Source organism: Streptomyces sp. NPDC052236, from assembly GCF_044548015.1.
Taxonomy (GTDB): Bacteria; Actinomycetota; Actinomycetes; order Streptomycetales; family Streptomycetaceae; genus Streptomyces.
Genome location: NZ_JBIUBL010000009.1, coordinates 14,911 through 38,789 on the forward strand (window position 1 = coordinate 14,911; position 23,879 = coordinate 38,789).

18 protein-coding genes and 7 pseudogenes are annotated in these 23,879 nt (G+C 69.0%); 16 read left to right on the top strand and 9 right to left on the bottom strand.

Going from position 1 to position 23,879, the window contains the following annotated elements:
* The first annotated feature begins 54 nt into the window (after positions 1-54).
* Positions 55-645, top strand: coding sequence for a helix-turn-helix domain-containing protein (locus ACIHCQ_RS16835; RefSeq protein ID WP_399662619.1), 591 nt, complete (start codon positions 55-57; stop codon positions 643-645).
* Between the two features lie 127 nt (positions 646-772).
* Positions 773-1,645: a class I SAM-dependent methyltransferase gene (locus ACIHCQ_RS16840; protein WP_399662621.1), complete on the top strand. Its 873-nt coding sequence runs from the start codon at positions 773-775 to the stop codon at positions 1,643-1,645.
* A gap of 621 nt (positions 1,646-2,266) precedes the next feature.
* Here ACIHCQ_RS16840 and ACIHCQ_RS16845 read toward each other — a convergent pair.
* Positions 2,267-2,608, bottom strand: a complete 342-nt coding sequence (locus ACIHCQ_RS16845; protein WP_399663106.1) for a hypothetical protein — start codon at positions 2,606-2,608, stop codon at positions 2,267-2,269.
* A 29-nt stretch (positions 2,609-2,637) separates the two neighbouring features.
* Between ACIHCQ_RS16845 and ACIHCQ_RS16850 the strand changes: the two are divergent.
* The 3 genes and pseudogenes from ACIHCQ_RS16850 to ACIHCQ_RS16860 all read left to right on the top strand — a co-directional run.
* Positions 2,638-2,909: pseudogene (locus ACIHCQ_RS16850) on the top strand (IS5/IS1182 family transposase); the annotation flags it as partial.
* A 223-nt stretch (positions 2,910-3,132) separates the two neighbouring features.
* Complete coding sequence (locus tag ACIHCQ_RS16855) at positions 3,133-6,156, top strand: family 16 glycoside hydrolase (protein ID WP_399662623.1); 3,024 nt, start codon at positions 3,133-3,135, stop codon at positions 6,154-6,156.
* 481 nt (positions 6,157-6,637) lie between these two features.
* A complete protein-coding gene (locus tag ACIHCQ_RS16860) occupies positions 6,638-7,810 on the top strand; it encodes a PQQ-dependent sugar dehydrogenase (RefSeq protein ID WP_399662625.1) in 1,173 nt (390 codons plus the stop codon).
* Positions 7,811-7,871: 61 nt separating this feature from the next.
* Here ACIHCQ_RS16860 and ACIHCQ_RS16865 read toward each other — a convergent pair whose 3' ends face one another.
* Both ACIHCQ_RS16865 and ACIHCQ_RS16870 read right to left on the bottom strand, forming a co-directional pair.
* The gene (locus ACIHCQ_RS16865; protein ID WP_399662627.1) at positions 7,872-8,573 is read right to left on the bottom strand and encodes a hypothetical protein; all 702 of its coding nucleotides are present in this window, start codon (positions 8,571-8,573) and stop codon (positions 7,872-7,874) included.
* 93 nt (positions 8,574-8,666) lie between these two features.
* Positions 8,667-8,801 carry a hypothetical protein gene (locus ACIHCQ_RS16870; RefSeq protein WP_399662629.1) on the bottom strand — a complete coding sequence of 45 codons (135 nt, stop codon included), beginning with the start codon at positions 8,799-8,801 and terminating at the stop codon, positions 8,667-8,669.
* Positions 8,802-8,986: 185 nt separating this feature from the next.
* Between ACIHCQ_RS16870 and ACIHCQ_RS16875 the strand changes: the two genes are divergently transcribed.
* The 6 genes and pseudogenes from ACIHCQ_RS16875 (at position 8,987) to ACIHCQ_RS16900 (ending at position 12,579) form a co-directional block, all read left to right on the top strand.
* Positions 8,987-9,952 (top strand): hypothetical protein, encoded by a 966-nt coding sequence (locus ACIHCQ_RS16875; protein WP_399662631.1) that lies wholly within the window; start codon positions 8,987-8,989, stop codon positions 9,950-9,952.
* 604 nt (positions 9,953-10,556) lie between these two features.
* A pseudogene (locus tag ACIHCQ_RS16880) lies at positions 10,557-10,688 on the top strand (IS110 family transposase); the annotation flags it as partial.
* A 117-nt stretch (positions 10,689-10,805) separates the two neighbouring features.
* Positions 10,806-11,393 (top strand): hypothetical protein, encoded by a 588-nt coding sequence (locus ACIHCQ_RS16885; RefSeq protein WP_399662633.1) that lies wholly within the window; start codon positions 10,806-10,808, stop codon positions 11,391-11,393.
* Between the two features lie 171 nt (positions 11,394-11,564).
* Positions 11,565-11,828, top strand: a pseudogene (locus tag ACIHCQ_RS16890) (IS256 family transposase); the annotation flags it as partial.
* A pseudogene (locus tag ACIHCQ_RS16895) lies at positions 11,825-12,025 on the top strand (GNAT family N-acetyltransferase); the annotation flags it as partial. The pseudogenes ACIHCQ_RS16890 and ACIHCQ_RS16895, both read left to right, overlap by 4 nt.
* Before the next feature lie 227 nt (positions 12,026-12,252).
* A complete protein-coding gene (locus ACIHCQ_RS16900; protein WP_399663064.1) occupies positions 12,253-12,579 on the top strand; it encodes a GYD domain-containing protein in 327 nt (108 codons plus the stop codon).
* 399 nt (positions 12,580-12,978) lie between these two features.
* Here ACIHCQ_RS16900 and ACIHCQ_RS16905 read toward each other — a convergent pair.
* Positions 12,979-14,439: pseudogene (locus ACIHCQ_RS16905) on the bottom strand (serine/threonine-protein kinase); the annotation flags it as partial.
* A 107-nt stretch (positions 14,440-14,546) separates the two neighbouring features.
* Positions 14,547-14,855: pseudogene (locus ACIHCQ_RS16910) on the bottom strand (WD40 repeat domain-containing protein); the annotation flags it as partial.
* 134 nt (positions 14,856-14,989) lie between these two features.
* Here ACIHCQ_RS16910 and ACIHCQ_RS16915 point away from each other — a divergent pair.
* On the top strand, positions 14,990-15,292 hold the full coding sequence (locus tag ACIHCQ_RS16915; protein ID WP_399663107.1) for a hypothetical protein: 303 nt from the start codon (positions 14,990-14,992) through the stop codon (positions 15,290-15,292).
* A 955-nt stretch (positions 15,293-16,247) separates the two neighbouring features.
* Here ACIHCQ_RS16915 and ACIHCQ_RS16920 read toward each other — a convergent pair.
* Positions 16,248-17,400: pseudogene (locus tag ACIHCQ_RS16920) on the bottom strand (cytochrome P450).
* A gap of 210 nt (positions 17,401-17,610) precedes the next feature.
* On the opposite strand from ACIHCQ_RS16920, the gene ACIHCQ_RS16925 reads away from it, so the two are divergent.
* Both ACIHCQ_RS16925 and ACIHCQ_RS16930 read left to right on the top strand, forming a co-directional pair.
* Positions 17,611-18,321 carry a hypothetical protein gene (locus ACIHCQ_RS16925; protein ID WP_399662635.1) on the top strand — a complete coding sequence of 237 codons (711 nt, stop codon included), beginning with the start codon at positions 17,611-17,613 and terminating at the stop codon, positions 18,319-18,321.
* Positions 18,322-18,640: 319 nt separating this feature from the next.
* Entirely contained in the window at positions 18,641-18,874 is a 234-nt protein-coding gene (locus ACIHCQ_RS16930) for a hypothetical protein (RefSeq protein WP_399662637.1), read from the top strand.
* A gap of 499 nt (positions 18,875-19,373) precedes the next feature.
* On the opposite strand, the gene ACIHCQ_RS16935 is transcribed toward ACIHCQ_RS16930, so the two are convergent.
* The gene (locus ACIHCQ_RS16935; RefSeq protein ID WP_399662639.1) at positions 19,374-20,249 is read right to left on the bottom strand and encodes a universal stress protein; all 876 of its coding nucleotides are present in this window, start codon (positions 20,247-20,249) and stop codon (positions 19,374-19,376) included.
* A 301-nt stretch (positions 20,250-20,550) separates the two neighbouring features.
* Between ACIHCQ_RS16935 and ACIHCQ_RS16940 the strand changes: the two genes are divergently transcribed.
* Entirely contained in the window at positions 20,551-20,751 is a 201-nt protein-coding gene (locus ACIHCQ_RS16940) for a hypothetical protein (protein ID WP_399663066.1), read from the top strand.
* Between the two features lie 181 nt (positions 20,752-20,932).
* Here ACIHCQ_RS16940 and ACIHCQ_RS16945 read toward each other — a convergent pair whose 3' ends face one another.
* Both ACIHCQ_RS16945 and ACIHCQ_RS16950 read right to left on the bottom strand, forming a co-directional pair.
* Positions 20,933-21,676 carry a hypothetical protein gene (locus tag ACIHCQ_RS16945; RefSeq protein WP_399662640.1) on the bottom strand — a complete coding sequence of 248 codons (744 nt, stop codon included), beginning with the start codon at positions 21,674-21,676 and terminating at the stop codon, positions 20,933-20,935.
* Positions 21,677-21,824: 148 nt separating this feature from the next.
* Entirely contained in the window at positions 21,825-22,220 is a 396-nt protein-coding gene (locus ACIHCQ_RS16950; protein ID WP_399662642.1) for a terminase large subunit domain-containing protein, read from the bottom strand.
* Positions 22,221-23,114: 894 nt separating this feature from the next.
* Between ACIHCQ_RS16950 and ACIHCQ_RS16955 the strand changes: the two genes are divergently transcribed.
* Complete coding sequence (locus tag ACIHCQ_RS16955; RefSeq protein WP_399662644.1) at positions 23,115-23,312, top strand: helix-turn-helix transcriptional regulator; 198 nt, start codon at positions 23,115-23,117, stop codon at positions 23,310-23,312.
* The last annotated feature ends 567 nt before the right edge of the window (positions 23,313-23,879 follow it).

A 23,879-nucleotide genomic window follows, 5' to 3' on the forward strand; every position in this document is an offset into this window, starting at 1 on the left:
CCATCTGCGCACGACGCTAACCCCGCTTTGCATCATGGGCATACTGTGTTGCTCATGACGCAAGAAGATGGAGAGCTGGACAGCCTCGTACGCAAACGCATTCGCGCTCTGCGGGTGGCGCAGGGCTGGTCCCTGGAGGAACTGGCCTCCCGCGCCCACCTCAGCCAGTCCTCACTGAGCCGCATCGAGAACGGTCAGCGCCGCCTCGCACTGGATCAGCTGCTCACTCTCGCCCGCGCCCTGGACACCACGCTGGATCAGCTCGTGGAGACCGCCGCTGACGACGTAGTCACCAGCCCGATGATCGACGGCACCCACGGCGGGATGCGCTGGCCCGTAAAGGGTGACCCCGGCATGAGCGTGGTGCGCCAGAGCATGACCGAACCACCGCCCGAGAACCCGGCGCGCATGCGTGCCCACCCGGGGCGCGAATGGCTCGTCGTCCTGTCCGGCACTGCGATCCTCATGCTCGGCCACCGCCGCTTCCGCCTCGAGACCAACCAGGCCGCCGAGTTCCCCACGATGATGCCGCACGCGATCGGCGCCGAGGGCGGGCCCTGCGAGATCCTGGGCATCTTCGACCGCGACGCCCGCCGCGGCCACCAGCGCGAGGGCGGCGGCGACGCACAGGGCACTCCCGAATGACGGCGCGGGCCGCACGACGCCCCCCGCGGCGGTGACATCTTGCGTGTCGGGCAGCAGACCCGACCATCGTCTTGCGTAAATGGGAAGCTACTGTGCCGCAGGCGCATAACCTTTCTAGTGTGAAGGCATGAACCAAGCGCACCCGCACACCCCCCATCACGGCGCTCCGCACGGGCGCCACCAGGAGCACGGAACCGACGGCCAGGCGGAGATTCTCGACCTGGACGCCGAGGTCCTCGCCGAGCACACCGCCTCCATCACCGCATGGCTGCCGCTGCATACCGGCCCACTCCACGTCGTGGACCTGGGCTGCGGCACGGGCGCGGGCACCTTCGCCCTCCTCGACCGCTTCCCCGATTCGCACGTCACCGCCGTCGACGCGTCCGCCAAACACCTTCAGCGCCTGCGCACAAAGGCGTGCGCCCGCGGCGTGGAGGAGCGCGTGAGCACGGTGCAGGCCGACCTCGATGACGTCGCCTGGCCCGACCTCGGCTCACCGGACCTGGTGTGGGCGTCGGCCTCGATGCACCACATGGCCCATCCCGATCGCGTACTGCGCGCCGTCCACGACCTGCTCACCCCCGGCGGCCTGTTCGCCGTCGTCGAACTGGCAGGCTTCCCCCGATTCCTGCCCGAAAGCGCCCCCAAGGACCGGCCCGGCCTGGAAGAGCGCTGCCACGCCGCGACCGACCGCTTCAACGCCGAGCACATGCCCCACCGCGGCGCCGACTGGGGCCCGATGCTGACCGCCGCCGGATTCACGGTCGAGGGCGAACACGCCATCGCCGTGAACATCGAGGGCTCCCGCAGCGAAGCGATCGGCCGCTACGCCCTCGGTGGCCTGCAGCGCATCCGCAGCGCCGTCGCCGAAACGCTCTCCCCCGAGGACCTCACCGCGCTCGACCAGCTCCTCGACACCGGCAGCCCGCACAGCATCCTGCGCCGCGACGACCTGACGATGCGCACCGAGCGCACCGTCTGGGCCGCCCGCCGCACCTGATTCCAAACACGCCCGGTTGCCCTCCGGGCAGCCCCCAACGCACAGTGAGCCTCCGCCAGCTTGAAGTCGCGGGGCCGAACATCCCTGTCGAGCCGACCAGTACCACGGTCGATACATACTCCCGCCACCGTCGCAGAGACAGTTGAGGCGCCGGCCGGCGAGCGAGTCGGTGGCACCCCCGGCGAACGTGCACGTTTTGCCGTTGGCGAGCTCGATGATCAAGGGTGTCGGGACAGGGCCGCCCGGGATGTGGAAGTTGTTCCCGGGCGGTGTCTCGGTGAGGGTCAGGCGCATCATGTGGTTCGGGTCGGCTCCCATGCACAGAAGCACCGGGTGTTCCGGGCCAACGCCCGGAGCGAAGCACGGGTCGAGTTGTGACTCTGGTGTCCGCGGCGGCGCCGTTCTGGGGTACTGGACCCAGCGGCGGCTGGGCACCCTGGAGCAGCGCGATCTGATGGACGACGTACGGGGCGTCCCTGGCACGGATTCCTCACCACGTTCCTGCCAACGGCAGCGCGGAGGAGGCGGAGTACGCGCGGCGCAGCGGCTGGGTCGAGATCATGCGCCGGGGTATCCACTTCCTCGACCTCGGCCGGTCCCGAACCAATCAAAGTGTCATGATCAAGATCTCCGACGTGGGTTCCGCGCCTCTTCCGCGCCCAGCAGTGGGCGATCGGCGAGCTGATGGTCCATCCGGACGGCGAGCCGGGGCGGCACCGGTGTCTCGGGTTCGCCGAGCGGGGCGTCGTGAGCGGTGTTGTAGCGGTGCATCCCATACCGGTCCCGAATCCAGTAGGCAGTCTCGGCAACTGCGGAGCCGTCAAGAACCAAGGCATGCGAGCGCACTTGGTGCAGGGCATCGCCGAGTTCCGTGCTGCCGATCGGCAGGCCCTTGCTCGCGGCGCGGGCAGCGGAAAGTCCACGCTGGTCCAGCTGTTGCCGCGGTTTTTCGACCCGACTCACGGTTTCTCCTGGCGCACTCCATACACGACCATGACAGCGAAGGCCTCAAGCCCATGGTGGCCGGTCACCAAACGAGACGCGCCCCCACAACGGTCGCTACTTCAAGCCCCAACGCCTCCACGCCGACGCCGACAAGACCCACGACATCCTCCTCCTGCCAAAAATGGTGACGAGGCCAACGCATCGGCGTGGGCATCGCACGCAAAGGCATCAACTCCGGCGAACGGTTGGGCCGCCGCAGACGGTGATCGAGCGCACGATCTCGTGGCTGTCCGGATACCGCAGCCTCAGCCTGCGCTGGGCGCTGTCCGAGCCGTCGTTCTCAACCCCTCGTAAGTTTTCACTTGTTCAGGACAAAGTATGGACGGTTCGAGGTGCACTTCGTACGCTGAGCGTCGTTTCGCACGGCAATCTGCGTGCATCACGGCGGAATGCCACCGCAGCACCCGTACGTGAACGAACTCCACTCCGCGACCGAGGTCCGCCCCGGCCGCGCCGCCTCGCAGCGCCCAGCAGGAGGAAGAGTGACGCCACGCAATGCCCCGCGCCTCCGAAGCCATCGCCGTAGACCAGGCAGAATCACCGGGCTGCTCCTCGCGACCCTTCTCGCCGGCGGCCTCGCGGCCCCCATCGCCGACGCAGACGAGAAGCCCTTCGCGGACCTGCCGCCCCAAGAACCCGGCGTCACCCTCCGCGTCTTCGACGTGCAGGCCCCGCTGAGCAAGCTCTGCGACCTCAAGCCGGCGCAGACCCCCAACGTCGACAAACTGATCCCCAATGTCGACTGGTCCTCCACCGAGGGCTTCGGTTTCACCGACAACTTCATGTCGCAGATCATCGGCAACATCAACGTCCCCACCGACGGCACATACACTTTCCGCCTGATCAGCGACGACGGCTCCCGCCTGTTCATCGGCGACAAAAAGGTCATCGACCACGACGGACTGCACGGCGCCGAGCCCAAGGACGGCGAGATCACCCTCGCCCCCGGCTACCACGCCCTGCGCATCGACCACTTCGACCGCGGCGGCGGCCAGCAGGTCACCCTCCAGTGGAAGCCGCCGGGCGCCGACGACTTCGCCCTCGTCCCGAACTCCGTGCTCAGTACCGACGCCGGCGTCGTCCGTGTCACCGCCCCCGGCCGCAAAGAGTGCGAGGGCAGCTATGACACCCCCGGCGACGGTCTCCCGTTGACCTCGGTCAACCCCGGCTACACCCTCACCGATCTACGCCCCAAGGGCTTCGAGCCGCAGGTCTCCGCGATGGACTGGCTGCCGGGCGGCAGGCTCGCCGTGACCACGTGGGGCGGCAGCACCGAGACAGAGGGAGAGGTGTACGTCCTCGACGACGTCACGGGTGAAACCGGTCCGGAGAAGGTCACCTACAAGAAGATCGCCGACGGCCTGAAGGAGCCGATGGGGATCAAGTACGTCGACGGAAAGCTGTACGTATCGGAGAAGCACCAACTGACCGAGCTCTCCGACACCAAGGACAGCAACACCGCGGGCGAGATCCGCAAGGTCGCCGACTGGCCGTACGGAGGGAACTTCCACGAGTTCGCCTTCGGACTGCTCTACGAGGACGGCAACTTCTATCTGAACCTGTCCGTCGCCATCAACTACGGCGGTGCGACGACCGATCCGCAGCCTGCTGCGAACCGCGGCACCACCATCAAAGTGAACAAGAAGACCGGAAAGGTCAGTTACCTGGCCGGCGGCCTGCGCACACCGAACGGGATCGGACGGGGCCCGAAGGGCGAGCTCTTCGTCACTGACAATCAGGGCGGCTGGCTGCCCGCCTCCAAGCTGCTCCACGTCAAGCAGGACCGGTTCTTCAACCACTACACCAACCCGGACGGCCCGTTCGACGACCGCACGGTCACCCGGCCGGTGCTCTGGTTGCCGCAGAACGAGATAGCCAACTCGCCCAGCACACCGATGCTGTTGAAAAAGGGGCCCTTCACCGGGCAGATGCTCTTCGGCGACGTCACCTACGGCGGACTCCAGCGCGCCGACCTGGAGAAGGTGGACGGCGAATACCAGGGCGCGGTGTTCCGGCACACACAGGGCCTGGAATCCGGCATCACCCGAATCAGCACCGGACCGGACGGTGCGATCTACGCGGGAGGCCTTGGCGCCGACGGAAACTGGGGCCAGGAAGGCAAACTCCGCTTCGGCCTTCAGAAACTCACGCCGAACGGCAAGAGCGTCTTCGACATCAAGACCATGCGCGCCACCCGCGATGGCTTCGAACTCACCTACACCAAGCCCCTGTCGGAAGAGACCGCCGCCAAGCTGACGAGCGGCGCCTACTCCGTCGAGCAGTGGCGCTACGTCCCCACCCCGGCGTACGGGGGCTCCAAGGTCGACGAGGAGGTTCTCCCCGTCGCGGGCGCCCGACTGTCCGACGACCGTCGCACGGTCCGGCTCACCATCCCCGGCCTGAAGACCGACCGGGTGGTGCACGTGCGCTCGCCACGCCCCTTCGCCTCGGCCGCCGGTGAGCAACTCTGGTCCACCGAGGCCTGGTACACGCTGAACGCACGCCCCGGCCCCGAGCAGCCCGTCACCTCGTACGACGCCGAATCGGCAAGGCTGTCCGGGGGAGCGGACATCGACACCGAGCACGCGGGCTACACAGGCGGTGGCTTCGTCGACGGCTTCAGCGCCCAGGGCGCCACCGCCACCTTCGAGGTCGACGCACCCGCCAAGGGCAGCTACGACGTAGGACTGCGCTACGCCAACGGCCCTCATCCCTTCACCGGCACCAAGACAATTGGCGTCAGTGTCAACGGCGGACAGGCGCAGCAGACCAGCCTCCCCTTCACCGGCGCCTGGAACCGCTGGTCCACCAAGACCGAGCGGCTCGCCCTGCGCAAAGGCCGCAACACCATCACCTATACCTATCGGCCAGAGGACACCGGCCACGTCAACCTCGACATGATCGAGGTGCGCAGAACCGGGAGCCGTATCGACCTGTTCTCCGGCGGCAGTGTCTCCACCGCCTGGCAGCACACCGACGGCCGCAGCGTCGAATGGCCGCATACTTCCGAGGACTCCATCGAGGTGTGCTGCGGCGACATCCGCACCAAACAGGCCTTCGGCGACTTCAGGCTGCACGCCGAATTCCGGGTGCCGAAGCTGCCGGACGACGTCACCGGGCAAGACCGCGGCAACAGCGGCATCTACCTCCAGGAGCGGTATGAGATCCAGATCCTGGACTCCTACGGAGTGGAGAAGCTCGCCCCGAACGAGGCGGCGTCCATCTACACCAAGAAGGCCGCCGACCTGAACGCCGCCACGGCACCCGAAACCTGGCAGACGTACGACATCGTCTTCCGTGCGGCCCGTTTCGACGCCGCGGGCCAGAAGACCGATGACGCCAGGATCACCGTGGTGTGGAACGGCAGGAAAGTCCACGACAACGTGGCAGTGGACGGCCCGACGGGCGCCGGCGACGCCGAATCGGCCGCGGCCGGCGCCATCCGGCTCCAGGACCACGGCAACAAGGTCCGCTTCAGGAACCTCTGGATCGAACCGCTGGACTGACAGCCACAGGGAGAAGTTGTCCCGGGTCAGCGAGCCACCGTGCCTGAGAACGCACGGCTTCGCCGGCCCGGGACAACTCGGCGTCGGGAATGGCCCGGATCTTGGCCCCGAAGTCCGACTCGGCTCTACCTGGGGAGGTGGAGCCCGGTGGGCGGACCGCCACTGTCCTATGGCTGGGGACGGAGACATAGGTGCCGCGGAGGGGCACGTTGTTGCGCGTCCGGCCCCATGCTGCACGCGGACGCATGGGCCGGACGCTGGGATCTTCCGACGCTGATCAGACGGCTAGCCAGCCCACTCGACGACCCCATGTGCCAACTCGTCAACAGCCGCCCGCGGAGGTCGAGGCACCAGCTCGTTCTGACCCTCGATCACCGGCGTCTGAACCGTTCACCACCGGTGTGCGTGTAACCGCGCGATGGAGTCCGCCAATAGAGGAGCTTGAATGTCAGGAATCAGACGGGTAGGCCTCGTGTTGACGATGGCTGCTCTGCTGTCTGCCACGGTCGCGCCGGCCGCGGCCGCAGCGCCGGACGTTTCTGGTCACGGTGTGCCTCTGGACCAGTTGACGGTAGTCACCACCCCGGTGGCGTCCGGTCTGGAGCAACCGTTAGCGATGGCCGCGGCCAACGACCACAGCGGGCGCATGCTCATCGCCGAGAAACGGGGCACGGTCCGGGCCTTCCACCCGAAGGACGGGCTCGCCGCCGACCCGGTGCTGGACATCAGCGACCGGGTGAACAGCGTCGCCTCCGAACGCGGCCTGCTCGGCATCGTCCCAGCGCCCGACTTCCAGAAGACCTCGCAGGTGTACGTGGCCTACACCCGCCAGCCGGACGGAGCATTAACGCTGTCTCGGGTCCCCCTCGGCGACCCGGCGCGGGAGCAGGTGCTGCTCACCCAGGACCACTCCCAGTTCACCAACCACAACGGCGGCCAGCTCGCGTTCGGCCGTGACGGCTACCTGTACTGGAGCCTTGGCGACGGCGGAAGCGGCGGGGACCCGTTTGCCACCGGGCAGAACCTCGGTACGCTGCTCGGCAAGATCCTGCGCCTGGACGTGAGCCGCTCCTGCGGCGAGCTCCCCTACTGCGTCCCAAAGAACAACCCGTTCGTCAAAACGCCCGGGGCCCGGCCGGAGATCTGGGCCTACGGTCTGCGCAACCCGTGGCGGTTCTCGTTCGACAAGCTCGATGGCTCACTCTGGCTGGCCGACGTCGGTCAGAACTCGTTCGAGGAGATCAACCACGCCAGGGCCGCGGGCGGCGGGCTCAACTTCGGTTGGTCCTGTATGGAGGGACCCGAGGTGTTCAACGCCGAACGCTGCGAACCGGACGCCAACTACACTGACCCGATATTCCACTACCAGACCGGCGTTGACGGCTGCTCGGTCATCGGCGGACACGTCTACCGCGGCTCCCGGCACGCCCGCCTCGCCTTCGGCACCTACGTAGCGACCGACTGGTGCTCCGGGACCGCATGGGCAGTGCGCGAGAACCACGACGGCACCTACCGCAGCGCCACGATCGGCCAGTTCCCGACCCAGGTCAGCTCGTTCGCCGAAGACCGGTTCGGCGAGCTGTACGTGATCACCGACCGCTCCGGCGAACTACACCGCGTCGGCTTCGAGCGCGTCGCACCGCGGGCGGACTGACCGTAGGGCCGGGGCCGGGTGGGAGATGGAGCGACACCTCTCACCCGGCCCCGGTAGGCGGTCAGCCGAGCCGGTAGGCCTGGATCACGGTCTGGTTGAAGGTGTTGCCGGCGGTGTCCTCACCGCCGGCGCGCAGCGTGACCCATCTGGCGGTGGACGCGGGCGGGTGGGTCAGCCACGCCGTGCCCCTGCCGCCCGAGGTGGTTGCCGGGACGCGGGTCCAGGTGGCGCCGTCGTCGTAGGGCGCCACACCCGTGACGGCACGCAGGTCCCAATGCGAAGGGAATCCCTGTTGCTGGATGACGAAGGGCACCCTGAACCGGGTGTCGGCGTGAGCGACACCGTGAGGGTCGGTCGGTGGCTGGAAGCGCACCACCGTCAGCGGCAGCGGCGTGGTCGCATCGGTGTGTCCGGAGCGGAACGTCCAGCTCGCCTCGACGCGGTGCGACCGCAGCCCGTGCCACTGCAGGTTCCGGGAGAAGGTCGCGTCCAGGCGGCAGTTCGCCGTGTCGGCGGGTACCGTCCAGTCCGCGCGGCCCCCGCCGCCGCCGTGATCACCTACGGCACGCTGACCGCTGTGGCGCAGTCCTTGGACGGACAGCGCTGCGCATGCTTCGGCGCCGCCCGGCCGGCAACCGTGGGCCGGGCGCACATCGGCGCCAACGCCCTGGGCGGTGCGGTGGCGGCAGCTCTGCTCACCGCTGACCTGCCCGCCCGCCCGGCCGCGCCTGCGCGGGGCGACCGCGGCGCTGGCCGCCGCCACGACGGCGGTCGCCGTGCTCCTGGCCTACCGGCGGCGGGCGAGGGCGGAGGAGACCGTGGAACGCTGCGGGGAAGCGGTGGCCGGCATACAGCTCTACGTGTCGGACAACTGCCCCGCATGCCGGGCGCTCAAGCAGCTGATCGGTGCGATGGAGCCGGTGCGCCAGGACCGCGTGAGCATGACCGTGGTCAGCAGCGGCAGCGAACTCCCGCCCGGGATGACGGACATGCCCGTGCCGTGCGCGATGCCGGTCGACGCGGCAGGCGGCCCCGTCTGCGCGCCCGTCTCCGGGATCGGGGGCGGTCAAGGCCCTGATCGACACCGTCGTCATCGCCGGAGCGGACGTACCGCATGCCACCTGAACCCCCCGGGGCCGCCGTGTCCGCCGGGCCCGGCGCACCCGAACCCGAACCGTGCACTTCCGGCCCGACCTGTCCGCCTGGGCCGTGCTCGGCGCCGCCGAACCGCCCTCCGTGGCCGACCACAACCCGCGGACCGTCTACTGGCGGGACCTGCCGGTCGACCCCGCCCTGACCGGTGTCGCACCGGCCCGCGCCCGGCACGCGGGCGTGGTGCTCGGCGGCCCGCCCGCATTTCGCCCGTGGCGGCTGCCGCTGCGCACCGTCCTGTCGGCGGGGATCGCCTGGCACCCCGAACTGCCCCTCGTCGCGGGCCTCGTCCAGCGGGACGACCGCCTGCACCCGTGGAGCGCCGACTACACGGCCCGTCGCCTGACTGTCCACCAGCGGGTACGGGCCGCGCTCTCCCTGACCTCCCGCCGACCGGGCCGGCCGGCCCTCTCCTGGTGCCAGGACGGACGGCTGACCCTTCTGACGCTTCCCGACCCCGCGGCGAGCGGCCCGGAGCCGGAGACCGAGGGCGACCGTGACCAGGTGTGGAGGCCGGTGGTGTTCGAGGCCACCGGGCCGGGACATGTCGCGTTCGTCCCCGGCCTGACCGAACTCCTGTGCCTGGCCGGCGCCTCGGTGTCCGTCCTCGCCCCGGCCACGGGAGCACTGCGTACGCTGACCCCGCCGCTGCTCGTGGGCGGCCGCGAACCCTCCCCGAGCGGACGCGGACTGCTGGTCGAGCACGCCACCGCGGCCGACGGCGGTTCGGCGGAGCAGTCACCGGGATCCGGTGACGGGCTCGACTGGTCCCACGCCGTGCTGCGGACCGACAGCGGCTCATGGGCGCCGGTACCGGCCACCACATGCTGGGCCACCGGGGGCGGGAATCCACCGCGTCGAGCAGGACCGTCACGGGCGGCACGGCGATCGAGCTGTGCACACCGCACGACGCCGAGGGGCAACACCCGGCCGTCGGGCCAAGGATCACCCACGAGGACGACGACCCACCCCTTTGGTGGCACTGCCTGACGGTGGGCACCGAGACGGCCGTCGTGAGCCGCCACCGCACTTCGCTGCGCCTGCGCAGAGGTGAGGACGACCTCCGGGTGGCGCTGCCCGGCGCACTCGGCAGACTCGGCACGCCGACGGCCGAACACGACGCCGTGGGCGTCGTCGTCACCTGTGTACAGGGCGGCCGGGCCGGGTTCCTCCGGCTGGCCCACGGCGAGCCGGAGGCCAGCGTCACCGTCGAACCACCGCCCGAAGGTGACGATGGCCCCCTCGAATCCAGCTGGACGACGATCGAGGACGGCGTGCCCCACCTCCTCACGCGCAGGGCGGGACGCATCGACCGCTACGAACTGCGCGGGGAGCGCCTCCGGCCGGTGAGCGGAATCACCCTGGCCCAGCTGCGCCCGGCCCCGTTCCGCACCCGCGCGCGAACGGTGTCTCCCACGCGCGTCCTGCCCCCGCCGCCGGGCGGGCGCAGTGCCCGGCTGACCCGCGTCGACGGCCGGCCCGGGAGACCGGCGCGGCGGCGCGGCTGCTGTGGATCCAGATACGCCGGAGCACGGGCGATCCCGCGGGCGCGGAGCCGCCCGCCGACCTCTCCGCGATGCGGACGTCCAGCTGGCGAGCAGAAGGCAAACGCCATACCCAGGCGGTTCTTGCCCTGGCGCGGAGACGAGTCAATGTGCTCTGGGCCCTCATCCGGGACCGGCGCTGCTATGAGGTCATGCCTCCGCCGGCCCTCCGGGCACCGTGAAGCACGCTGCTGCCACACCGGCGAAACTGATTAAGAGAGCCCTGACGGGAGACTCACCGCAGCGATCACATGAAATGGGGTGGCGGAGGCTTGCGAGGGCGTGCGACGGTTCCGTCCATGGGCAACTCCAGGGCATACCCCGTTTTCCAGACCACCGACGCGTCGGCGGCATACACGCAGGCCAAGCGCCTGTGCGCGCTGCTGACAGAGTGCGACGACGAGGTTAGGGTCTTTGCCGAGCTGCGGACGATCGCGGACGTGCAGCAGATGGCTGCGGTCTTGCCTGAGGCGACCTTCGACTGCGCGGACAGGTGTACCGGTAAGGCGCGTGAGGACGTCTGGTTCGGCCTCGACGTTACGACGGCGGACGACGCCTCACTGGAGCCGCACCTGCCACTGCACGTCATGGTGGATGTTCCGAGGGGGAGCGTGGAGGAACGCTTCGTAGCGGCTCTTGGCCAGGGCGTGGCCGCCATCGACTGGTACGGCTTGTGGCCGGATGAACCGGAAGCGGAACAATGCGGGGTGGCCGCCTACGACGGGGTCCAGGTCGTGTTCCACGGCGATCAGGCCCAGTTGGGCCGATGGATTGAGCATCACACTGTCTTCGTCCACGTGACCAATTGGGGCGACCTGCCGCGAGCCCAGAAGCTGGCCGCGCACATTGGCAGCGAGGTCCTGGGCGAGAAACAGCTCGGATGGTGAGGTTGCACTGAAGAGGAGCCCCCGACCAGTGGCCACCGGCAGCAGGCTTTCCCCCCTCCCTGCCAACTGGGGAAACCCATAGCAATCCCATGGGAAGCACGCCTTCAGACCAGCCTGCAGGAGCTGGTCAGCCTTCCCTCGATGCGCCTTGACTTCACGATTGGGAAGCTCTACGGCTTCCCCGCCGAGCACTGGATCCACCTGTGGACCACGAACCCGATCGAGTCGACCTTCGCGACCGTCCGCCTGCGGACCAAGGTCACCCGGGGTGCCGGCAGCGCGGCCGCCGCCCTCGCCATGGTCTTCAAGCTCGTCGAGTCCGCCCAGGCCCGCCGGCGGGCGGTCAACGCGCCACACCTCGTCGCCCTGGTCCGCGCCGGAGCCCGCTTCGAACGCGGACACCTCGTCGAACTCCCCGCGGCGGTCGCGGCGTGAACACCATCGCCGCCCAGGTCATCGGCACCAGGCGGCTGGACCTGCTGCCGCTTCACGTCGAGCACGCCGAGGAGATGGCCGCGGTGCTGTCCGATCCGGCTCTGCACACCTTCATCGGCGGCACTCCGTACACCCTGCAAGTCCTGCGCTCGCGCTGCCAGCGCATGACCGCAGGCTCTCCCGATCCGGCTGCCGCCCACCAGGGCAGACGCAAAACTCGGACCGTTCACCTGTCGGGGGCCTTCGTCGTGCTCCATCGGGCAGCTCCCGCCCAAAGCCTCTCCACACCGCCCGGGTGGGTCTCTCATCCGCCGACTGTCGCCCTGCCGCTCATCGTCCCCGGCCGTTTGGGGGATACGCGGGCCGCCGCCGGCGCGTTTCCCTCCCCGCGGGGCATCCCTTGATGGAACGAAAGGGAGACATGATGCCGCTCTATCTATCGAGGTTCAGCTACACGCCGGAGACTTGGGCGAGGCTGATCGGCCACCCGGAGGACCGCGCACAGGCCGCTCAGTCGTACATCGAGTCCGTCGGCGGGAAGCTCCATGGCTTCTGGTACGCCTTCGGCACGCACGACGGCTACAACCTGTGGGAGGCCCCAAACAACGTGTCCATGGCCGCGGTTGCGCTGGCGATTAGCGGAGGCGGCGCGCTTAGCTCGTTTGAGACGACTGTTCTCCTGACCGTCGATGAAACAATGGAGGCCCTGCACACAGCGGAGCAAGTCCAGTACCGGGCTCCTGGCGCGTAGCGGTCCAGATCAGTTACAGCAACCGGGTTGAGGCATCAGGCTGCGGTACCGCAGAGAAGCACAGCAACCCCAACAACCGCACCCGTCCAGCAGCGAGCAATTCTCAGTACCGAACATCAGGCATCCGCCGCCATCGCCACCGCCGCCGGGCTCACATCCAGCGACGCATGGAACGAAGGCGAGATCCGATGGCGCCGGAGTATCAGGTGATAACTTCACCGATCCACAGGTCTTGACCATTACTCGCGGTATTGACGGCCTGGCCGGTGGAGGGGGCAGGGCGGGATGCCCGGGACGGGACAGGGCCGGGGTGGCGGCGGTGAATCCGACGGACAGGCTCAGCGGTTTCGTGAGCCGCCCGGCGGCCCACTCATCTGCCGCCTGCGGGGCGGCGAGGACCGCGGGCAGGGTGGTCTCGATCTCCCGGCCACCCGCCACGCCGTATCCGAGGTCGATGGCGCGGAAGACGCGGGCACGGCCGTGGAAGGTGAACTCCCACACCGCGGCCGGCTTGCCCTTGAACGTGGTCTTCTGCATGCGCAGCCTGCGGTACGTGGGGTAGTTCGCCTTGGTGTTCGCCTCAATGTCCTTGAAGTGCTCAACAGGATGCGAGCCGGCGGGGTCCACCATGCCGATGGTGATGCCGGCCAGGCCGGTCGGGTCGGTGTAGGTGACCTCGTCGGCCGGACCCGTCTTCTGCTTCCAGTCGTCCGGTACGGGGAAGGAGACGCCGAGCGGCTGGTCACGGACCAGGCGGTAGCCGTCGGGGACGGGCGAGGGCGCGGCCGTCTGGGTGGGCGTAGCGCTGGTCCTCCGGGCGTCGGTCGCATCACCGTCGCCGCGCTGCGACGACATGTAGAGCGTGCCGGCCGTGGTGGCTGCGGCCAGGACGATCGCGACAGCCACAAGGACGCGACGGCCTCGTTTCCGGCCCCGGCCGCCCTTTTCCGGTGGCACGGGCGGGGTCGGGGACGTCGATGCCGTGTCCGGGGTGCCCTCGGGGCCGTCGTGGGCAACCCCGGCCGACAGCGTGGCCGCCGAGCCGCCGGACCAGGTGGCCCGCAGCGCCCGTTCCGTCTGCTCCGCCGTGGGCCGGTCCTCGGGGTTCTTCGACAGCAGGGTCTCGATGAGCGGTTCCAGTGGACCGGCCTGCCGCATCGGCTCCAGCGGGTCCACGGCGATGGCGTACGCGGTCTCCATGGCGGTGTCACGGCGGTACGGCGGGCGCCCCTCGACCGCCTGGTACAGCGTCGCGCCCAGCGACCACAGGTCGGAGGAGGGGCCGGGCTGCTGGCCGCGGATCCGCTCCGGAGCCATGAAGTCGATGGAGCCGACCATCTCCCCGGTCTGCGTGAGCGTCGAGGTGCCGGCGGTCTGCGCGATGCCGAAGTCGGTGAGGACCACCCGGCCGCCGGCGCCGAGCAGGACGTTGCCGGGCTTGATGTCGCGGTGCAGGACGCCGGCGGCGTGCGCGGCCCGGACGGCGGCGATAATGCCGAGGCCGATGCGGGCGGCCTCCTCGGGCGGCAGAGTGTGTCCGCCCTTGAGGACGTCACCGAGGGTTGGCGCGGGGACGTACTCCATGACGATGCAGGGCCGCCCGTCGTCCTCCACGACGTCGTGCACGACGACCACGTTGGGATGGACCACCCGGGCGGCGCTGCGCGCCTCGCGGCGGGTGCGCTCGTACAGCGTGGCGACCTCGTCGTCGGACAGGTGCGGTTGCGTGTGGAGTCGCTTGAGTGCGACCTGGCGGGCGAGCACCTCGTCCTCGGCCCGCCACACTGTGCCCATACCGCCGCGGCCGATGTGCTCGACGAGCCGGTAGCGCCCGGCGACCAGCCGCCCCTCGTCCGACACAGCCCTGTCCTCCGTCTGCTCTGACCCCAGTCGGGTCACTCAGCCATGCACAGTAACCGACCTCGTCAAGAGACCGGTGAACAGTCCGGTAGCCGTAAACACCCCACCTAGTGACACACTTTCCTATAGGCCGCATCCGGGACGTACGTCCTCCACTGCGCCCGCGTCAGCTCCCCTCCCGCGCGGGCGCACACGCGTCGTACCGCCTGGGCGGGGTCGACGTCGTACCGCTGGAGGGCGACGTGGGCGCCGCTCGCGTACAGGGTGCGGTTGTCAGTGCTGAAGGCGAGGGAGTCGATCGCCTCGCCGGGGGTCGGCAGGGGACCGCCGAGTGGTTGCCGGGTCTGGGTGTCCCAGAGCTGGAGGGTGCCCGCGTCGCCGCCGACCGCGAGGGTGCCGCCGTCGGGGCTCAGGGCAGGGCAGTGACCGCCTAGCGCGGTGCCTGGTACGGCATCCGCCTCGTCACCTCCGCAGGCATCGTCGGGTTCGCCGCGGTGCCCCTCGCGCTGTCCGCGAACTGGCTCGGCGACAACGTGTACGCGGCGATCGGATGAGCGGCGAGGAGAAGCCGAGCCGTACGGCCGGCGGGTGCGTCCTGGTCGTCCTCGCGGGCGCCGTGGTCGCTGTGGTGTTCGCCGTCCCGCCCGCCGCCGGGGTGCTGTCGGTGTGGACCGTGGGAGTCGTGGCGTTGTGGCGTGCGGCACGGCGGATGTCCGATTTGCCAGCCGCTCCCTCACCGAAAGGGGTTGCCCCCGATTCCGACATCGATGCAGCTCGCAGGCTTGCTCAGGCGAAAGCGGTGTACGACCCGAACGGGGTTCTGTGCGCCCTGCATCCAGTCCGCGACGAGTAGGTGAACGGCGAATGATCTGGCGTCTCTTCGCAGCCCTCGGGATCGACTCCACCACGTGGTACTGCGCCAACTGTGGCGGGCACTACCCCGCTTCACGCTTCCCCTGCGGCTGACCCACTCCGAGAGGATTGCCCGAGGCGGGGGGCATGCCTTAAGAGTCGGACCGCGGTCAAGTCAGCCGTCTGACCTGCGGTTTCGACGCCCCGTTAAACGATATCCGGTTCAAAGCTGGTAAAGTTGTACGTGTCGTTTCAGGGTGGCTCGCGCTAGCCTGATAGGCACGAAGGACCTGACCCGGCACCACCCAGGTCAGGCCCTCCATGCAGCTCACGAGCCCGGTCGCCCATCAACCGACCGGGCTCGCTGCATGTGCAGCCCCGGCCGTGACCGTCTCGTGTGTGGGCGTCCTACTGGACGAACTGCCCCACCATGGCGATGATCGCCACCAGCAGAGCCGCGACTCCTAGTCCGACCTGCCACCTCTCGGGGCCGGTCCAACGCCTACGCGGCTTCTGCTCGCTCGATACCACCACTGCTTCCTCCAATTCCTCCAATCCCGCTGACGATCAGGACGTCCGCCGCAACCCGCGCAGAGTTCGACGGAGTTGTGGGGAGGAGCAGGCGAAGCGTGGATAAGCATACGAGCACGGAGACCCCAACTCGGGCTCCTGGGCGGAAAAGTGAGGCCTTGCACCTGGGCCGCTCCACTCAGAACTCATGCGATTTGTACAGCCGGTCACCACGAATGCATCCAGGGAATGGGACGGGGCAGTCCTCCGCCAAGAACGCGTCACCCCGTGAGTTGCCGATCACGGGTACCGACGTGGCCGGGCAGCAGTTTGAAGCTTCACGGTTTCCACACGCAGCGCCCGCCCCCCGGGCAACGAGGGGGCATGTCCGCAACATCGCAGCTCCGAAGAGCTATACGGGTCATGCAGACAGCCTTGTCACCCGATCAATAGCTCACTGGTAGGGCGAGCAGACCACGCGCGCGCATAGATGGCCGCCACTTCAGCCCACTCGGCGGGACGTCGAGGGTCAGCCCCGGAAAGCGGTCGAGGAGCGCGGCGAGGGCGACCTCGGCCTCCATCCGGGCCAGGGGTGCGCCGAGGCAGTAGTGGATGCCGTGGCCGAGGGCAAGGTGACCGGTCGCGTCGTGGCCGATGTCGAGGCGGTCGGGGTCGGCGAAGTGGTGCGGGTCGCGGTGGGCGGCGGCGAGGGACAGCAGAACGGTCTCGCCTGCCGGGATCGTGACGCCGCCGATGTGATGTCCTCCCGGGGGAAGCGTCGGATGGCCAGCGGCGTGGGGCCGTCGTAGCGGGCCAGCTCCTCGACGGCGCCGCCCAGCCGGTCGGGGTTGGCGCGCAGCGTGGCCAGTTGGTCGGGGTGGCTGAGGAGGGCCAGGGTGGCGTTGCCGATGAGGTGGACGGTGTTCTCGTATCCGGCGAACAGGATGAGGAAGGCCAGGGACATGAGCTCGTCCTCGCTCAGCCGGTCTTCCTTGTCGCGTACGGCGATCAGGGCGGAGAGCAGGTCGTCGGCCGGTGCGGCGCGCTTGTCGGCGATGAGCTGGGTGAAGAACGCCAGCATGCCGCCGACGGCTTCCTTCGCCCGGGACAGCTGCGCCGGGTCGGGGCGACCAGGGCGTCGGTCCAGGCCCGGAAGTCGTGCCGGTCGGCCGGGGCCACGCCGAGCAGGTCACAGATGACGGTGATCGGCAGCGGCGCAGCGTACGAGGCGATCAGGTCGGCGCGGCCATGCGGCGCGATGGCATCCAGCGACTGGTCGGCGGTTTTCCGGATCGGCTCGCGCAGCTGCGCGATGCGGCGTGGGGTGAACGCCTTGGACACCAGACGCCGGATGCGGGTGTGGTCCGGCGGGTCCATGTTGAGCAGGTTCGCGTCCAGGGCCGGCGGCAGCGCGAGCCCGCGGTACCCGCCCGGTGCCGCGGTGCGCTTGTCCAGGGAGAGCCGGGGATCGGCGAGTGCCTGGCGTACGTCGTCGTAGCGGGTCACCAGCCAGGCCGGAAGCCCATCCGTCCCGGCAATGCGGTGGACCGGCCCGGCCTCACGCAGCCGCGCGTACACGGCGTACGGGTCGGCGATCAGCTCGGCGGAGTCAACGAGGGGCGGCGCTGGACGTTGTAGTCGACATGGCCTCCACCCTAGACAGACCGAGCCCTCCGCCACGGCGGGGTTGGAGGCCCGTCGCCCCACCCCTCTCCAAGGTTCGCTCGTCATCCGGCCGCCGGAAGGATCGGGACGGGCGGGACTTCGGAGTCGGCTTTTGGCAGGCCGAGGTACGCGCGCACCACGTCGTTGTCGCCGGTTGTCAGCGAGGCGGGCGGCAGCGTCGAATGCGCGCTTCTGGATCCGCTCGACCAGACCCACCGCTGGCTCGCCGCCCTTGCCCACCACCTCGCCACCACACCCGCATCCACCGGAAGCGGCACCGACATCGTCCTGCACCAGCTCTGGCCGATGGCCGGCCCCCGCCGCGTCCGCACCATCGACGCCCTCCTCACCGGCCGTCTCGCCCTCTTCACCTTTGCCGCCCTCTTCAGCGCCCTGCTCCTGGCCCAGCTCCCCCTCGGCTCCTCAAGCAGCGATCATCTCGTTTCCCTCGCCGCACTCATGGCGCTGCCCTGGCTTATGGCCGTCTGGGCGGCCAGCCGCGCCGCCGTCCCCACCCCTCAAACAGCCCAGCTCCACCGGCTCCGGAGCCCTGCTCACCTCCGCCGGCTAGCGGGCACTCTCATGGGCGGGCTCGCGTTCGGGCTCGCGCTCGGGTTCGTGAGCGGACACGCGTTCGGGCTCGCAGTCGGGCTCGCGTTTGGGCTGTATCTCCTCGCCGGAGCCGTCCGCCGCTACGTGGTCTTCCTCTGCTGCTTCCGCGGCCGACTGCCCCGGCGGCTTGGTGCCTTCCTCCACTGGGCTTACGGGGCAGGTCTGCTGCGAATCTCCGGCCTGGCGTACCAGTTCCGCCACCGAGAACTCCAAGACTGGCTCGCCACCAACCCCCACCCGTAACACCCACTGCTGCTCCACAAAGCACCAGGCCCCCTACGTGTCGCCATCAAAGCCCTCACCCGAGGCGAACGGCGGGAAGTCGCAGTCGACCGACGAGTGCGGCACCGCGCCTGGGCGCGGGCTGGTCCGGCAGCCAACATAGGCGCCGGCTCCTCCGGTCCCCTGCCGCTCAAAGGCCACCGTCACCGGAGCCTGGCCCGCCATAAACGACGGCGGTGCCGGCGCGGTCGCCGCGCTCCAGTGGCCGCCGGCGAGGGGGCCGACCCCTTCCCTGATCCGCTCGACATGTGCGCGCCGCCCCCTGCCCCATGCTGGAAGCATGACCAACGAAGCTCAAGAGGTGTTCCATCCCCCTTCCGTCGTCGTCCTGCCGGTCGTGGCGCAAAACCCGCCGTTCCGACTGGTGGAGATCAAGGGACAGGTAGCCGGGACTGCCCATGACGTACTCGATGTGATCAGGCTGGCGCACCAGGCGGGGCTGACCCCCATCGACCTGGACGATCCCGCGCAGGTGAGATGGGTCGGCGGAGACAAGTACCGGTGGGTCCCCTGAGAGCTGTCCGCACCACCCTGCTCCACGTCGGCACACGGGGATAGCCCCTCTCCCCCCAAGGGCCGCATCCAGCCCGCGCGGCTGGGCGCGCTCACGAACCACACCGCCCTCAAAGGCAGGTCTTCGTCGATCGCCGTCAGCTGTTCGGCGCGGTCCTCGGCCCGCTCGGGAACCTCTGCCCGACCGGCGCCAGCTCGACTGTCGCACTCGCTTCACGCGGCGTCCTGAGGGCTAGGTACCCGTGCGCACGCCGGTACGAGCGAAGCGCGGACTGCGCCTTGCGGACCTCCTCTGGGGGTTTCAGCGGGTCGCGCAGGCGAGGCGGAGCATGCTCACGGCGGCGGCCGCGCGAGAAGAGCGGCGGCCGTGAGGGGCTGGCGCCGCCTGCGGCTACCGTGGCCGTTCCGGGCGCGCCCGTGGGGGTAACGGGTGAGGGTGAGCCACGTCTACTCTGGCGCGGCACCTGATGGTGACGCCTGCTGCCTCCTGCTGTAGCGGTTCAGGATGCGGCTTCGCATTGCGGTATTACCGCGACCGGGCAGTCGGCGTGGTGGAGCGCGGCGTCTGCGACACGGCCGAGGAGAGGCCCGCGCCGTCGGGGGGCGCCGATGACAAGAAGGTCCGCCGTGGCCGCGTGGGTGAGCAGTACGTGGTGGGCGGGGCCTTCGGCAGCGAGGCGATGCAGCGGCACGTCGGGGTGTTCGCCCGCTTGACCACGCAGCGCATCGTCGAGCAGGGCCAACGCCTGCTCCTCGTGGTGGTGAGCGGGATCCCCGGCCAGCAGGGGATGCGTCAGAGGTTTGTGGGCGGGACGACGCCAGGCTCGTACCGCTTCCAGCGCCCAGCGCCGCGACCGGGCCTCGCGGAACGCGAAGCGGATAGCCGCGCTGCTTGCTCCAACATCGCCGACGCCGACCACGACGCGGCCATCGTCTCCTTGCCGGTTCAGCGGACTACCGCGCACGACGACCACCGGGCACAGGGCACGGGTCGCAAGGGAGCGGCTGACCGAGCCAAGCAACGTGCCCGTGATCGGTCCTCTGCCCCGAGACCCAGTCACAACGACAGTGGCGCGGTGCGCTTCCCGCAACAGCGCCGACTCGGCGTCCTCGGGCAGGATGTCCACCGAGATTTCGACGCCCGGGTTGCGGCGCCGGGCCCGTTCAGCGGCACGGCCGACGATGTCTTCGGCGAGTGCATGCTCGGCGGGGACTTCCGAGGAATCCGTGAAGGCGGGGCCTTCGTAGCGTTCCCACAGGGATGCGTGGACGATGCGCAGAGGCAGGCCGTGCAGGGCCGCCTCCTCCGTGGCCCACTCGGTTGCCCAGAGGCCGGCCTCTGATCCGTCGACGCCCACGATCACAGGTAGCGTCACCGATCCCACCGCCTTCGGCACGCGCAGGACACTTTCATTCTCCCTCCCCGAGGCGCACGGCGAGTGGGCCGAGCCGCGAGGGGTGGCTGCGGCCTCCACCGGCGAGGAACCCCCTCACACTGCGCGCCAGCCCTGCCTGCCCCAGGCGCAGGACGATGGTCGCAGACGCGAGCCAGAGGGGTGCATTTTAGGACATATAAGGGGATCCTGGCTCTAGTGATACACAGACCCAAGCGGAACGCAGGGGCTCCGCCGCGCCGTGCTGCTCTTGCCGACTCGGGGGTGCGCAATGCGAGTGGAAATGATCCGGCAGGCTGCCGACGTGCTGTTCGACGTCCCGGGCGATGCACAGCGGGAGATCATCGTGCTCATCGCCGCAGTAGCCGAGGCCCCGAAGCCACAAGCTCCGGGCCTGGGGGCTGCGTTCAGTGATTGCTGCTGGCTCCTGTACACCGTCCGCGGTGACACAGTGGAGATTCTGGACGTCGGATGCGTCTCATGACGGGCAGGCGCACGACGGTGCCGCGCGGTTGAGAAAAGGAACTGGGGTCACGTCACTTCTTGGAACTCGTGAACAATGCCAGTGCGCAGACACATAGCCCGCGCCTCGCGAGTGCGTCCAGCGTTGGTACTCGATGTTTACCGTCGACCCACAGAGCACTGACACACGGCCTTGAGCAGGCTCAACGCCGTCCGCTGAGGCGCTGGTCGTCGCCCGGACCAGCGTGGGTCTGGTGCTCCAGGAACAGGTCCCACAGCGCCCACACCACGGAGTCGAGCAGGTCCGGCGATTCCTCGGCCTCGCCCAGGCCGACGAACGTCGTCATCTGTTCCTCCAGCTCCGCGAAGCCACGGGCGGGGCCGACATGGTTGATGCGCGCCTGCTCGTACAGGTGCGCCACCGGAGCGGCGCGGGCGCGCTTACCTCGGGTGGCGTGCACGATGCGCCACGGCACGCTCGGGTCGACCTGCTCCAGCAGTGCCGGGAGGTATTCACCACCGTTGTTGGCCTCGATGACCACGCAGTCCGCTTCGTACTGATGGTAGAGCTCAGCGGCGCGGCGCATCGCCGCGGTCGGCGTACGGCGCTTCTGCTCGGCGTGCAGCACGTAGCCGCGGGGCCGGTTGTCTCCGTACGCCGTGGCCTGGGGGATGCCGCGTCCGGCGACGGTGAAGGCGGTCAGGTCGGCGTTCTCGTGACTCTTGGTGGCCGGGTCGACGGCGACGACGATCCGGTTGAGGTCGGGGATGTGCTCGCGGTGGACGCAGAACCCTTCGACTTCGAGCATCCAGCCCTGCCACAGGGCAACCTCGACATCTTCGAGGAGTTCGCCGGACAGCTCCTGGCGGCCGAGGCGGGTGCCGGCGTACTCGGTATCGAGTTCGGCGCGGGCGATGCCGGAGAGGTTCGCGGCATTGTCGGCCATGTGCCCACGCACCATGACGACCTTCGGGCAGCTCCGCCGCCTCGTCACCGGCGCTCTCAGCCTTGCTCCACCGCTTCTCCTGCTCGCGTCCGCGTACGACCAGCCGCTTGATGTGAGGGAGCGGCTTGGGGGTGGTGGAGACGATCATCTACGGCTGGTCGGCCTCGCGCAGGCAGACCCACAGCATGTCGAGAACTTCCTGCGCGCTCTGGCGCGGCCAGGCCGCGTACTCATCGAGCCATGCCTTGTCAAAGGCCCAGCCGCGCAGGTTGTCCGGGGTCTCGGCACTGAAGCCACGGATGATCGTGCCGTTGCGCAGCCTGAGCGCGGTCTCGCCGAGGGAGGAGGTGTAGCGGCGTACCTCCGCGTCGGGGATGACCGCGCGCAGCCCGGACTTCGGAGACTCGAAGCAAATGTCACGCACGAGGGTGGCGTTCTTGGCCACCACGGCGATCATCTGTCCCGGCTCGGACGCCCACTGCCGTACCTGCTCGGCGGCGGTTCGGATCTTGCCCCATCCGCGCCCGGTGAGGAGGAGCCGCAAAGCTGAAAAAGCCCGGCGGGAGAGCGCCCTACGCCGAGTGCTTGGCGCGTATTCGCCCACGGCAGACGCGAAAGAGCCCCAGGGGACTGGAACCTCCTCCGGAACCATGTCAACGTACAACTTCCACGAAAACACCAGGTCAGGGAGGGGTGCGGAACGCGGCGACCGACCAGAGGATGGCTGGCCGTCGCGATAGCCCATGCACCTTCGCTGCTCCTCCTCGGCCCGAGGTCACGACATAAGGAGTCCATCTGCCCACCCCGGCGCTGGCAACAGGCACATCGCCCGTGCCGTCGACGTACGCGAGCGCGCGGAGGCCCACAGCATGAGCCGCCTTATCGACGACGGTCTCCTCGTGCTGGACACGGACGGTGCGACGCCCACCCTCCGCTTGGACCGGCCGGTCTCCTGATACTGCCCCGGTGGGCGAACCGGGCGCAGGGGGTTCCTCGCGGCGGGGCGCTATATAGCCGACGATCCCCGGTTAGCGAGACCGGGGATCCTCCAGATCATTGATGTTGTTCGCATCCGGCTGTGCTTGGCGGTGGAGCCGTAGCGGACGCAGTGGACAGTGCCACGCGAATCCAGTCAGGAGGTAAGGGACCAGGCGACTGCCTATCGCCCCATATAGGGCAGTGCCCGCTGCCGGGCACGGCATACCGCCAAGGCCTGTGAACGCGAAGGTCCCGGCGCTGCTGCAGCCTTACCTCCGGGTGTCCGCGCGCCCTGCAAGAAGTCCCCTCGTGTCGATCCGCGGTACCCCCTGCCCTCTGCCGCCTGCGTGGCCAAGGGTGACCACGGTCGGTCATGTCGGTGGATGGCCCACGGCGGCGGGGGGTGGCACGTCCTTCACGACCGGTGTTGAACCCTCTCCAACCTTGTAGGTACCAGCCCATGACTCGTCCTCCCGCGCTCAAACTCGCTGAGGTGCTCGCGGAGATCCGTATGAGGCCGTCCGCCTTCTACCGCCTGCGCGCCCGCGATCAGGCTCCCCGAATGATCAAGCTTCCGAACGGTGAACTGCGTTGTCGTCGAGCTGATCTGGACGCCTGGTGGCAGGCGTGTGAAAGGAACACGCCTGAATGGCGATGACTTACAAAGTCCGATTCTGGGACATCCGCGAACGGCCTGAGCGCCGAAAGGGGTTCGAGGTCCGTTGGACGGTCAACGGACGAGAGAAGTCGGAGTCCTTCCTCACCAAGGGGCTTGCTGAGAGCAGGCGCGCCAAGCTCATGACGGCTGCGCGCGACGGCGAGCTCTTTGACCAGAGGGGTGCTGGGAGCGTGCGCCGGGTAATACACGGCGTGATCTGGCCGACGCTCTGGCGACCATCACCCCTGCCCTGGTGGGGCCCGGAGTTGCTTATTCGGATCCGCGTGTGCTGAGGCGGGCGCTGTACTCGTGGGCGTTCAACAAGAACGCCTGGGCCGCCGATCCGCCCGAGGAGTGGGTGGCGGCCTTGGCCTGGCTGCAGAGGCACTCGCTTGCGTAAGTGAGCTGGAGAAGCCGGATGTGTTGCGGCGGGGTCTGGATGTTCTGTGTCGCAAAGCGGACGGTAGTCCAGCTGCGGCGAAGACCGTCAAACGGAAGAAGGCGACGGTCAACGAAGTGTTCGGCCTGGCTGTCGAGCGAGCGTATTTCACGCAGAATCCGCTCGGT